Genomic DNA, 12,578 nt, shown 5'->3' with positions numbered 1-12,578 from the left:
CGCCGGCTCGTGGCGGGCTCATGGGGCCAGTCTCGATCATGGGGCCAGTCGGTGCGATCAACGCGGCCGCCCGCATTCAGCCCGGCGCGCGCCGGCATTCGGCCACGCTGTGTTCAGCTTGCATTCAGCCGATATTTCATACACATGGCCTTGCTTGAGCTTGACCGGGGGGCGAGCCGGCAGGGCGCAACGCCCCATCATTCACCCCTCATCTCCGACCCAGAAGGCCGCACATGAAGACGGGTATTCTCGCCGCGCTCGCCGTCGCCGCCACCCTTGCCACCGCTGGGGGCGCGCAGGCCCAGGTCAAGCCCTATGGGGCGGGCTTCGATGGCTGGACCTTCACCGCCACCACGGAGAAGTCCGGCATCGTCAACTGCCGCGCCACGCGCAAGGTCGGCAACCGTGACGACATCATCGCCCGACGCACCGACGGCCACGTTTACATGAGCGTCAAGGCCGAGGGTCGCAAGGGCGACTTCAAGGGCACCATCGTCAACGTCCCCGGCAAGCCGCGCGGCATGCTGGAATGGACCGTGCCGGGCGGCGCCGATGGCAACCGCATGTGGTTCATCATGCCCTTCGTCGCCATCGATCATATTGCGACCGCTGGCGCCTACCAGTTCTCGCTGCCGGATTCCGAGGATGTGGGCACGGTCAATCTCGGCAAGCGCGCCAAGGAGGCGTGGGCCCGCGTCAACCAGTGCGTCCAGGCCAACGGCGGGTGATCTGCCTTCGACCTAGAGCATTTTCAAGCGAAGTGGATTCCGGTTCGCGTGAAGAAAATGCGAAAACTCAGAGACATAGACCAATTCCGGTGAACCGGAGTTCGCCGGAATTGCTCTAGGCGCCGGCCTTGGGCCGGCGCCGGGCCATGCCGGCGAGCAAGGTCAGCGCGTCGGCGAGGTCCTGCTCCTCGATGCCGCGGGCGATGAGGACCATGCGGTTCTCGCCGTCCGCCGCGTGGGCGAGGAGCCCGGGGGAATAGACCAGCCCCTGCACCCCGTGCAGCACGACCGGCTGCGGCACCTCTTCGAGATGCAGGATGCCCTTGAGGCGCAGCAAGGTGGCGCCGAACAGATCGCTCACACGGTCGAGCCAGGCATCCACCTCATCCTGTGTCAGGCGGCCGGGGAAGGCGAGGGAGGCGGTTGTGACCGCATGGCCGGCGCCGGTGGCCGAGAAGCGCCGGCTGAGCGGGCGCGGCGTCTCACGCGGGTCGATCCAGAGCAGCGTCCCGTCGCGTGCCGTCGCCGGCAGCACGTGGCATTCCGCCAAGGGATTGAGCATGGCCACCTCGCGCTCGGCGGCGGCGAGCTGGTCCGCCGTCGCAAGGTCCGCCTTGCTGATGAGGATGCGGTCGGCGAGGGCGACCTGCGTCATCCCCTCGGGATGGTGAGCGAGGGTGGCGGCGAAGTTTGCCGCATCCACCACGGTCGTCACGCCGGCGATGGAGAAGTGCCGGTTGAACACGGGATCGGCGATCAGCGCATGGAGCACCGGCGCGGGGTCGGCGAGGCCACTCGTTTCCACCACCACCCGGCGGAAGGAGAGCCCGTCCATGGCGCGGCGGCGCAGGAGGCCGTTGAGCGTGGCGTTCAGCGAGCCCTTCATGCGGCAGCAGATGCAGCCGCCCTCCAGCAGCATCACCTCGTCGCTGCCCGTCTCGATCAGCGCGTGGTCGATGCCGGCGTCGCCCGCCTCGTTGATGATGACGGCGGTGTCGCGGAACGCCGGGCGCTTCAGCAGATCGTTGAGCAGGGTCGTCTTGCCCGCGCCGAGAAAGCCGGTGACGAGGACGACCGGGATGTCGCTCATGCGCGGGGTGTCAGCCGAGCTGGGACTTGAGCAGAGCGAGCGCAGCCCGCACGGCGCACAGGCGCACGTTGTCCCGGCTGCCGGGGAAGACGTGTCGCTCTTCCGCGAGACCCCCGTCGCGCGTGGCCACCGCGACGAAGATGGTGCCCACGGGGTTCACCGCATTGCCCCCGCCCGGCCCGGCGTAGCCGGTGATGGCGACGGTGGCGCCCGCCTCGGAATGGCCGAGCAGGCCCTCGGCGAGGCCCCGCGTGACCTCAGCGCTCACCGCGCCGTGGGCGGCGGAGACGGCGGCCGGCACGTCGAGGCCGGTGGCCTTGGCCGAGGAATGGTAGAGCACATAGCCCCGCTCGAAGATTTCCGAGGCGCCGGACACTGAAGTGAGGCAGGCGGCGACCAGGCCCGACGTTACCGTCTCGGCGGCGGCAAGGCGGATGTTCCGCGCGCGGGCGGCCGCGAGCACGTCGGCGGCGAGAGTGAGGAGGGACGCGGGAAATAAGGTTTCGTCCGCCTGGAGCAGAGCGGTCTCGGGCATGCGGTTCGCCTCGGCTGCGGGCGCGGCCTTTGGGACAAAGCACGCGCGTCAACGGTGAAAATGGTTGCCGCCCCGCCGGTAAGTCAAGCAAGCGGCCGGGGTGGTCCCAAAACGCCGTCAGCGACTGGCCCTCTCGCAACTGGCTCCAACCGGTGCCAACATGCAGCGCTGCCCGGACACTGGCCACGATCTCCCCGGCCAAGATCTCATGGGCAAGATCTCGTGGGATTGCGACGCCGTGCTGATCTCCCTCGACCGCGCCTCCGCCTTGAGCCTCCAGGAACAGCTCTTCGAGCAGATCCGCCAGCAGATCCTCGACGGGCGATTGAAGGCAGAGGCGGCGGTGCCGTCCTCCCGCCATCTCGCCCAGCAGCTTGGCGTCTCGCGCAATTCGGTGACGTTCGCCTATGAGCGGCTCATCAACGAGGGCTATCTCGTGACCCGCCCCATGGTCGGAACCTATGTGGCCACGGTGGTGCCCGAGGCGGCCATGAGTGCATCGGTGAGTGCGTCGGTAAGTGCGTCCGCGTCGGCCGCGGCGACGTCGACAGTTCGGGCGGAGGCTCCGGTGGAGCGACGCTCGCCGGAAAAGCTCGCGCCCGCCGCGTTCACCGGGCGGCCCCATTCTATCCTCAACACCAGCCGCATCCCCATCGATTTCTGGCCCCAGCGCACCGATCCGCGCGCCTTCCCGCTGAAGACGTGGCGGCGCCTCGTGCTGCATGCCCTCGCGGTGGCGGGGCACAATCTCACCGAATATGGCGAGCCGTGTGGGCTGATGGCCCTGCGCACCGCCATCGCCGACCATGTGGCGGTGATGCGCGACATCCATGTGCGGCCTGAGCAGGTGGTGATCGTCGCGGGTGCGCAGCTCGCCCTCAACCTCGCGCTCCGGGTGCTGGCGCGGGAGGGCGACGCGGTGGTGGTGGAAAACCCCTGCAGCCAGGGCGCCGCCTATCTGTTCGAGAGCGTCAACATGCGCCTCCACCCGCTGCCGGTGGACGAGCAGGGCATCGACACGTCGCGCCTCGCCGGAGTGGCGGCGCAGCTCGCCTATGTGATGCCCTCGCACCAATATCCCATGGGCGGGGTTCTCTCGCTGGAGCGGCGGCAGCAACTGCTCTCCTGGGCCGATCGCACCGGGGCCTATCTGATCGAGGACGATTACGACAGCGAGTTCCACTATGGCGGAATGCTGCTGCCGGCGCTCAAAGCCATGAGCCCGGAAAACGTGATCTATCTCGGCACTTTCTCAAAATCACTGGGCGCCGGGCTAAGGACCGGCTTCGCCATCTTCCCTGATCACCTCGCCCCGGCTGCGGGCGCGGCGAAGGCGCTGCTCGACAACGGCCATGTGTGGCTGGAGCAGGCGGCACTCGCCGAATTCCTGCATACGGGGGGCTTCGTGCGCCATCTACGACGGGTGCGGCTGCGCTACCAGCAGCGCCGCAATGTGCTGGTCTCCGCCTTGCGCGATGCCTTCGGGCGGGTGGAGCTGCGCGGCACGGAGGCGGGCACCCACCTCGCCTGGAAGCTGCCCCCCGGCCTGCCCCGCGCGCACCAGATGGCAGCGCTGGCCAAGAGCCGCAACGTCGGCCTCTACACCATCCCGAACGGCGGCGGGCATGAATACGGCACTGCCGACGTGAGCAACGACTGGCTCCTCCTCGGCTACGCCTCCCTCGCCGAGGAGCAGATCGAGGCCGGCATCCACCGGCTGCGCGGCGCGCTTTAGGGACAGAACGCGATGAGCGGACATCCATCAGATACGGTGCGGCGGCCGGAGGGCACGGCGTTGGCGGTGATCGAGGACTGGCTCGGGCCGCTCAACGGGCGTTCCCTCCTCGATATCGGCTGCGGCCATGGCGCGCTGGCGCGGGCGCTGACAGCGCGGGGCGCGTGCGTCCACGGCATCGATCCGGGGCCGCAGGCCATCGCGGCGGCGCGGGCGGCGGTGCCGGAGGCGACGTTCACCGAGGCCGGTGCCGAGGCGTTGCCTTTCGCGGACGGAAGCTTCGACGCCGTGGTCTTCCTCAACAGCCTTCACCATGTCCCGACGCAACTGATGGCGGCGGCGCTTGGCGAGGCGCTCAGGGTCAGCCGTGGGCCGGTGCTGGTGGTGGAGCCCTTGGCCGAAGGCAGCTACTTCGAGGTGCTGCGGCCGGTGGAGGATGAGACCGCCATCCGCGGCCTCGCGCAGGACGCCCTCTTGGACTGCATTGCGCGCGGAGCGGCACAGGCGGTGCGTCGGCTCGATTACGACGACGTGCGTCGTGTCGCCGGGGTGGATAGCTTCCTCGCGCGGGCGGTTGCCGTCGATCCCGCGCGCGCCGCAGCGGCGGAACGGCATCGTGGTGCCGTCGAGGCGCTTCTGGCCCGCTGGGGCGTTGCGGAGGCGGCTGGCATCCGCCTGGAACAGCCCCACCGCGCCCTGTTGCTGGCGCGATGTCAGGAGACCTCCGAGCGGTAACCAATGGCTGATTAATGAATTGATATAATTTAAGTTTTAGCGTTGCGCCCAAATTTGCGCGGCAAGCATCCGTGCATGTTGGGGAGCGTCCATGGAATCGTCGTCTGCATCCGCGTGGCCCAAGGGCCGGGCCGGATGGACCCTGCCTTTGCGGCTGCTGTTCGCCCTCGCCGTGGTGACGGCCATGGTTCTGCTCTCCGGCGTTCTGCTCTGGCAGGCCTGGACCAATGGGCGGGATGCGTTGCTGAACGCGACACTGGAACGCGCGGCTCTGCTGGGCCAGCTCATCACGGAGAAGGTGGAGAACCGCGCCCTGCCCGGCACGGTGGCGTTGGAGATCCTCGCCAGCGACGGCAGCGCGGTGACCGGCGGGCCGGACACGCTGCTCGATCACCTCGGGGCGCTGCGACCGGTGTTCGCCAGCATGCCCTTCCTCAGCTCCATCACCTTCGCCTATGGCGACGGGAATTTCGTGCGGCTGCTGGCGCTCGATCCGCCCGACGCGGCCCGCCAGTCAGCGCCGGGGGGCACTCGCTTCCTCGCCCATATCATCACGGCGGAGCAGGCCGCCGGGCCGGCTGGCCAGCCTGTCGGCGTCTGGCGCTTCTACGACGAGGACATGCGCACGATTGCGGAGCGTCCCGCCGCGACGTCGCTCCCGCGCGATCCTCGCCAGCGCGAATGGTATCTCGGCGCCATGGCACAGCCGGGCCAGCATGTGACCGCGCCCTATGTGTTCCCGTCGACCGGCGAGGTGGGCGTCACGGCCAGCCGCAAGGTGGCGGGGGTCGATGCGGTGATCGGCCTCGATCTCTCGCTGACCGACATCGCCCGCGAGTTGGACGGCTTGCGGCCTACGCCCGGGACCGAGGTGGCGATCGTCGATCAGGCAGGCTGGGTCATCGCCTATGCCGGCACCGTCTCCGCCATGCCGGATAAGATCGTGCCCCTGCGCGACCTTAAGTCGGGTCCGCTCGCCGAACTGGACGGTCTCGCCATGCCCGCGCGCGGGCCGGCGCGCTTCCGCGCCGACGGACAGGACTGGCTGGGCGTCAAGGCGCAGCTCAATGCCCGCGCCAATCGGCGCAACACGCTGGTCATGGCGGTGCCGCGCAATGAGGTCCTCGCCCCGCTGCGGGCGCGCCTGGAACGCCAGATGTGGGTCAGCGGCGGCATTGCGCTCGGCTTCATCGTCATCGGCTGGTTCGCCGGCCAGCGCCTCGGGCATGGGCTGAACGAACTGGCCGAGCAGGCGCAGCGCCTGACCCGGTTCGACTTCGGCCGCCCGGCCAGGGTGGGCAGCTTCATCCGCGAGATCGCCGACTTCCACAGGGTGCTCGACACGGTGGGCGAAACCATCCGCGACTTCCTCGCCACCAGCGAGATTATCGCCTGCGAGCCGCAGCTCGACCGGATGCTGGAGCAGGTGCTCGCCGCCACCGTGAAGGGTACGTCCTGCACGCGCGGGGTGGTCTACCTGGTGGATGGAGCGTCCCGCGACCTGCAGGTCGCCGCCGATGTCCGCGAGGAGGCCGACGCCTCCGCCGATATGCCGGCGGTGCTGCCCCTGTCCGTGCTCGATGCGCCGGAGACGGTCGGGCCGGTCGATGCCGGCGGCGCGGAACGGCTTGCGCTGCCGCTGCGCGACCGCAAGGGGCGCCCCATCGGCCTCCTGGTGCTGGTCCATGGCGCCGATGCCGTTCACCATAGCGGCGCCTTCATCGCCTTCGCGCGCCAGCTTTCCGGCACGCTTGCCATCTCCATCGAGACGCGGCGGCTGATGGAGGAGCAAGGGCGGCTGCTGGAAGGGTTGATCCTTCTCGTGGCCGACGCCATCGACGCCAAGAGCCCCTATACCGGCGCCCATTGCCGCCGCGTGCCGGAACTGGCCGACATGATCGTCTCGCGCATGGCCGCCGACGCGGACGGCCCCTATCGCGACTTCACCCTCAGCGAGGGAGATCGCCGCGCCTTTCGGGTGGGCTCCTGGCTGCACGATTGCGGCAAGGTGACGAGTCCCGAGCACATCATCGACAAGGCGACCAAGCTCGAGGCGGTCCACAACCGCATCCACGAGGTGCGCACCCGCTTCGAGGTGCTGCTGCGCGATGCCCGCATCGCCCATCTCACGCGCCTCGCCGCCGGCGCGGATGCGTCCGCCTCGGCGCAGATGCTGGCCGAGGAGGAGGCGCGTCTTGCTGACGACTTCGCCTTCGTCGCCCGCTCCAATGTGGGTGGGGAGTTCATGACCGACGAGTCCCTCGCCCGCCTCGCCGAAATCGCGAAGCGCACCTGGACCCGGCATTTCGACGACCGGCTCGGCCTGTCGCGGGAGGAGGAGGCGCATCTCGCCGGCCTTCCGGCCCCCGCGCTGCCGGCCGAGGAGCATCTTCTCGCCGACAAGCCCGAGCACATCCACCCCTGGGGCTCCATCCGGCCTCCGGTCGAGAAGGGCGATCCGGCCAATCGCTACGGCTTCGACATGCGCCTGCCGCCGGCCGCCCAGAACCTCGGCGAACTCTACAACCTCTCCATCCGCCGCGGTACGCTGAACGACGAGGAGCGGTTCAAGGTCAACGACCACGTGGTGCAGACCTATATCATGCTTAAGGCGCTGCCCTGGCCCGAAGGGCTGGAGCGGGTGCCCGAACTCGCCGCCACCCATCACGAGCGCATGGACGGCAAGGGCTATCCCCGCCGCATCGCCGCCGACGGCCTCACACTGCCCGAGCGGGTGATGGCGGTGGCCGACGTGTTCGAGGCGCTCACCGCCTCGGATCGCCCCTACAAGCCGGCGAAGAGCCTGTCGGAAGCCATGCGCATCCTCGTCTCCATGGGCCGGGAGGGGCATCTCGATCCGGAGGTGGTGGCCTATTTCCTCAGGTCCCGGCTGTGGGAGACCTATGCCGGCCGCTTCCTGCGCGCCGACCAGAACGATGCGGTGGATGTGGCGGCCCTGTGCGGCCAGCTTCAGGCGGTCGCCTGACGCGCGCCCCAGCGCAGCCTTTGCAATAGCGCTGGCGCGGGCGGGGCGCGGCAGCCATGATCGGCGCATGATCGAGACGGTGAATCAGGCCCCCTCCCGCCCCTTCAACCTCGCCCGCTTCTGCCTTGCGTCCGCCGGTGCTGATGCGGCGAAGCCCGCCTTGCTGGTGGCCGAAGGGTCGAAGGGGCGCATCATCGAGCGGTGGAGCTACGGCGACCTCACCGCCGCAGTGCTGCGCGTGGCCGGCGGCTTCGCGGAATACGGCCTGCCGCGCGGATCGCGGGTGCTGCTCCGGGTGGGGAACACCTCCGAGTTTCCTCTGATGTTCTTCGGCGCCATTGCCGCGGGGCTGGCACCCATCCCCACCTCCACCCAGCTCACGGGGCACGAGGTGGAGATGATCCTTGACGATTCCGGCGCGGTCCTGGTGGTGGGCGACGGATCGGGCGTGATGCCGGCGCCGCGCGAGGGGGTGCATGTGATCGATGCCGCCGGCATGGCGCGGCTCGGCGCCGCAGCGGCCATCGATTTCGCCGCCACGGATGCGGACGATCTCGCCTTCCTGGTCTTCACCTCGGGCACCAGCGGCCGGCCCAAGGGCGTCGCCCACGGCCAGAGGGTGGGGCTCGGGCGCGTGCCCATGCGTGCCGGCTGGCATGACCTGAAGGGCGATGACCTGCTGTTTCACGCCGGCGCGTTCAACTGGACCTATACGCTGGGCGTCGGCCTCATGGACCCGTGGGCGGTGGGGGCGACCAGCATCGTCCATCTCGGCGATCGCCCGCCCGGCGCCTGGCCCGACTTGCTGGAAGAGACCGGCGCGACGATGTTCGCCGCCGTGCCCGGTCTCTACCGGCGCATCCTGAAATATGCGCAGATCACTCCCGGGCGTTTTCCCGCCCTGCGCCACGGCCTCACCGCCGGCGAGGCGCTGAAGGCGGCGCTGCACGGCGAATGGGTGGAGGCGACGGGGCGCCCGCTCTATGAAGCGCTGGGGATGAGCGAGATCTCCACCTACGTCTCCTCGGGGCCCGCGGTGCCGACCCGGCCGGGCAGTCCCGGCAAGCCGCAGGCGGGGCGGCGCGTGGCCGTGCTCCCGCCTGAGGGCGAGGCGCCGGACGCGCTGCATCCCCTTCCGCCCGGCGACACCGGCGTGCTTGCCGTTCACCGCTCCGACCCCGGCCTGATGCTCGGCTATTGGGGCCTGCCGGAAGAGACCGCGGCTGTCCTCCGCGGCGAATGGTTCCTCACTGGCGATCTCGCCCGCTTCGAAGCGGACGGCTACCTCTGGTACGAGGGCCGGGCCGACGACCAGATGAACGCCTTTGGCTATCGTGTGGCGCCGGAAGAGGTGGAGCGCGCGCTCGCCGCCCATCCCGATGTGGCGGAGGTGGCGGTGGCGGAGGCGCAATCGGGCGAGGTCTCCCTCGTCACCGCCTTTGTCGTGCTGCAGACGGGGGCTCAGGTGGACGCCGCGGCGCTGGAGGCCTATGCCGCGGAGCACCTCGCCGAATACAAGCGCCCGCGCGCCTACGTCTTCATCGAGGAACTGCCCCGCACCGGCTCCGGCAAGGTGATGCGCCGCGCGCTCAGGGGGTAGGGGCGCTCGGGGGCGGGGGCTTTGCCGCCGAGATCCCCTCTCAATCGTCCCGGGTGCTGGGGTGGAAGCGGTCGGTGAGCGCCAGCACCGCGTAGGCGGCGACGAAGATGATGTTGGCGACCACCAGCCACCTCACCTGCGTCTCGCTCACGTCCGTCTCGAGCCGCATCAGCGCCTTCAGCAGCGTGATGCCGGTGATGGCCATGAGCGAGGCGAACAGCTTCAGCTTGAGGCCCGAGAAGGAAATCCGCGTCATCCAGGCGGGCGAGGCCGGGGTATCGGCGCGGTCGATCTTCTCGACGAAGTTCTCGTAGCCCGAGGCGATCACCACCACCAGCAGCCCACCCACCAAGGCAAGGTCGATGAGGGTGAGGATGCCCATGATGACGTGCGTCTCGTTCATCCCCGGCAGGGCGATGGCGAAGCGCACCAGTTCCATCAGGAACGCGACGACGAGCAGCGCGAGGCCCACCGCGAGGCCGGCGAACAGCGGCACCATGGCCCAGCGGCTCAGCGTCACCAGCCGCACGATCGCCTTGCGCATCACCGATCCCCTCAGAAGCTGCCCAGGACGGTGCCGAGGCCGATCACTGCGGCGAGCGCGATGAGCGCGCCCACAACGGCGGCCATTACGATGTCGAGGTAGCCCTCCTTGTGGGTCACGCCGCACACGGACAGCAGCGTCACCACCGCGCCGTTGTGGGGCAGGCTGTCCAGCGTACCCGAGCCGATGACGGCGACACGGTGCATGAGGGAGGGGTCCATGCCGATCTGCGCTGCGATCTTCATGTAGGTCGGCCCCAGCGCGTCCAGGGCGATGGTGAGGCCGCCGGAGGCCGAGCCGGTGAGCGCAGCGAGGATGTTGGTGGCCACCGCCAGCGACACCAAAGGGCCGCCGCCGATGCCGAGCACCCAGTTGCGCACGTCCGCGAAGGCGGGCAGCGCCGCGACGATTGCGCCGAAGCCGACGAGGCTCGCCACCGCGAGGATGGGCAGCACCGAGGCGTTGGCGCCCGCCGTCATGGTGGCGCGCAGCTCGGGCACGCTGCGGAAGTTGATGATGATGCAGGTGACGATGGCCGCCGCTAGCGCCACGATCACCGACCACACGCCGCCCACCGCAGAGAGCGTGACGCCGCCCCAGCGGGGATCGGCGAGGAAGCTCACATCCATGCGCGGCAGCACCACGAAGGACATCAGGAGGTTGACCACGATCACCACCACGATGGGCAGCGCCGCCAGGAGGATCGGCGGCGTGCGGGGGGATTCATCGCTGGAATGGATCTCGGAGGGGTCGAACGGGCCGGCGGTGGAGGCGCGCTCGCGCACGATGGGGTCGTCCGCCGCAAGGTCCGCGCTCTCATCCGGCGCGGCGATGAGCGAGCCGAAGCCCTCGCCGGCGGCGCGGGCGGCGTTCTCCCGCCGCTTCAGCCACCACATGCCGAAGCCCAGCATGATGAGCGAGGCGATGATGCCGAGCCCCGGCGCCGCGAAGGGCGTGGTGCCGAAGAAGGGCATGGGGATGGCGTTCTGGATGGAGGGGGTGCCGGGCATGGCCGACATGGTGAAGGTGGAGGTGCCGAGCGCGATGGCCGCCGGCATCAGCCGCCGCGGCACACCGGACGCGCGGAACAGCGCGACGCCCATGGGCGCGAGCACGAAGAAGGCGACGAACAGCGAGACGCCGCCATAGGTGACGATGGCGCCGGCCAGCACCACCGCCAGGATGGCGCGGCTGGGGCCGAGCTTTTCCGTCATGGTGTTGGCGATGGAGGTGACCGAGCCGGAATCCTCCATCAGCTTGCCGAACACCGCGCCGAGCAGGAACAGCGGGAAGAATTGCGCGACGAAATCCGCCGCGTTGCGCATGAAGGTCTGCGTCCAGCTCGCCAGCAGCGGCTCGCCGGAGAAGGCCGCCGCGATCAGCCCCGCGATGGGCGCGAGGATGAGGATCGAGGAGCCGCGGAAGGCGAGGAAGATGAGGACGGCGAGGCCGACCAGAATGCCGAGGAGACCCATGCTCAAAGCTCCGCCATCAGCTGGTCGAAATTGACGGTGGAGGCCTTGCCGATGTCGTGCCCGTGATCGGCGAGGAACACCTCGGCGGCCTTGCGGCCTTCGTCCCTCAGCCAGGTGAGGAAGTCCCATTCCGCATTCAGCTTCGAGGAGAAGCCGAGTTCGTTCATGATGGGGTTGCGTACGACATGAACACGCATCCGTGCCCAGTTGCAGGCTTCCGTGTCGCCGGAGAGTTCATGCACATGGCGCTGGAGTAGCGCCATCATGTACAGCTCCTTCACCGCCACCGAATTGAACGACACCTCGTTGAGGCGGTTGAGGATCTCGCCCGGCGTCTTGGGCGTGCCCGGCCGCTCCAGCGGATTGATGGGCACGAGAATGGTGTCGTCCGACTTCAGCTCGCTCACCAGCGGCGCCAGCGTCGGGTTGCCGGAATAGCCGCCGTCCCAATAGGCCTCGCCGTCGATCTCCACCGCCTGGAACAGCGTGGGCAGGCAGGCGGAGGCCATCAGCACGTCGGGCGTGATCTCGGCGTTGCGGAACACGCGCGGGCGGCCGGTGCGTACATTGGTGGCGGTGATGAACACCTTGATAGGGGAGGAGCGCAGCCGGTCGAAGTCGATCTGTTTTTCGAGGATCGGCGCCAGCGCGTTCCCGCCCAGGGGGTTGTATTGGTAGGGCGAGAACATGCGCGTCATGAAATCCATCATCAGGAAGCCCGGCGCGGTGTCCATGGACCAGCGGCCGAGCATCTTGTCGAAGGGCGAGCGCTTGAACGGGCTGAAGCGCGCGGCTTCCGAGACGTGGGTCCAGTAGCTTTCCAGCGCCAGCTTCGCGCCCTCACGGCCGCCGGCGGCGTAGCCGTCCGCCAGCACGGCGGAATTCATGGCACCGGCCGAGGTGCCGGAGACGCCCTCGATCTCGAGCCAGCGCTCGTCGAGCAGCCGGTCGAGCACGCCCCAGGTGAAGGCCCCGTGGGAGCCGCCGCCCTGCAGGGCGAGATCGACGAGTACCGGTTCCCGTTCCATCTTGGACCTCATTCACACACGGGCCGCATCGGGTGCGGGCCGGTTGCCGTTGGCGTGGCGGGCTTTTCCTCGGGCCGTCTGTTCTCGTTGGCGGCGGCGGGTCAGGCCCGCCGTCCGCGCGC

The 12,578-nt window shown here is 69.2% G+C and carries 10 protein-coding genes; 5 read left to right on the top strand and 5 right to left on the bottom strand.

Annotated elements, in window-relative coordinates; genetic code table 11:
* The first annotated feature begins 233 nt into the window (after nt 1-233).
* The gene (locus ACT54R_RS07360; protein ID WP_476324983.1) at nt 234-728 is read left to right on the top strand and encodes a hypothetical protein; all 495 of its coding nucleotides are present in this window, start codon (nt 234-236) and stop codon (nt 726-728) included.
* Nucleotides 729-843: 115 nt separating this feature from the next.
* On the opposite strand, the gene ACT54R_RS07355 is transcribed toward ACT54R_RS07360, so the two are convergent.
* Nucleotides 844-1,818, bottom strand: coding sequence for a CobW family GTP-binding protein (locus ACT54R_RS07355; protein ID WP_476324981.1), 975 nt, complete (start codon nt 1,816-1,818; stop codon nt 844-846).
* Between the two features lie 10 nt (nt 1,819-1,828).
* On the bottom strand, nt 1,829-2,353 hold the full coding sequence (locus tag ACT54R_RS07350; RefSeq protein WP_476324979.1) for a CinA family protein: 525 nt from the start codon (nt 2,351-2,353) through the stop codon (nt 1,829-1,831).
* 208 nt (nt 2,354-2,561) lie between these two features.
* Here ACT54R_RS07350 and pdxR point away from each other — a divergent pair, with 208 nt between their 5' ends.
* From pdxR to ACT54R_RS07330, 4 genes are all read left to right on the top strand, one after another.
* Complete coding sequence (gene pdxR / locus ACT54R_RS07345) at nt 2,562-4,088, top strand: MocR-like pyridoxine biosynthesis transcription factor PdxR (RefSeq protein ID WP_476324977.1); 1,527 nt, start codon at nt 2,562-2,564, stop codon at nt 4,086-4,088.
* Nucleotides 4,089-4,100: 12 nt separating this feature from the next.
* Nucleotides 4,101-4,823, top strand: a complete 723-nt coding sequence (locus ACT54R_RS07340) for a class I SAM-dependent methyltransferase (RefSeq protein WP_476324975.1) — start codon at nt 4,101-4,103, stop codon at nt 4,821-4,823.
* Between the two features lie 91 nt (nt 4,824-4,914).
* Nucleotides 4,915-7,809 (top strand): HD domain-containing phosphohydrolase, encoded by a 2,895-nt coding sequence (locus tag ACT54R_RS07335; RefSeq protein WP_476324973.1) that lies wholly within the window; start codon nt 4,915-4,917, stop codon nt 7,807-7,809.
* Nucleotides 7,810-7,876: 67 nt separating this feature from the next.
* Nucleotides 7,877-9,409: a class I adenylate-forming enzyme family protein gene (locus ACT54R_RS07330; protein WP_476324971.1), complete on the top strand. Its 1,533-nt coding sequence runs from the start codon at nt 7,877-7,879 to the stop codon at nt 9,407-9,409.
* Nucleotides 9,410-9,449: 40 nt separating this feature from the next.
* Here the strand turns inward: ACT54R_RS07330 and ACT54R_RS07325 are convergent, their stop codons facing one another.
* The 3 genes from ACT54R_RS07325 to ACT54R_RS07315 are packed head-to-tail and all read right to left on the bottom strand — an operon-like array spanning nt 9,450 to nt 12,456.
* Nucleotides 9,450-9,953, bottom strand: a complete 504-nt coding sequence (locus tag ACT54R_RS07325) for a YqhA family protein (protein ID WP_168461540.1) — start codon at nt 9,951-9,953, stop codon at nt 9,450-9,452.
* Between the two features lie 11 nt (nt 9,954-9,964).
* The gene (locus tag ACT54R_RS07320; RefSeq protein WP_476324969.1) at nt 9,965-11,428 is read right to left on the bottom strand and encodes a GntP family permease; all 1,464 of its coding nucleotides are present in this window, start codon (nt 11,426-11,428) and stop codon (nt 9,965-9,967) included.
* Nucleotides 11,429-11,430: 2 nt separating this feature from the next.
* Nucleotides 11,431-12,456, bottom strand: a complete 1,026-nt coding sequence (locus ACT54R_RS07315; RefSeq protein ID WP_476324967.1) for a patatin-like phospholipase family protein — start codon at nt 12,454-12,456, stop codon at nt 11,431-11,433.
* Nucleotides 12,457-12,578: the final 122 nt, after the last annotated feature.

Source organism: Xanthobacter sp. DMC47 (assembly GCF_056313845.1).
Note: the sequence above shows the minus strand (reverse complement) of the source record. Positions and strands in the feature narration are given on the sequence as shown.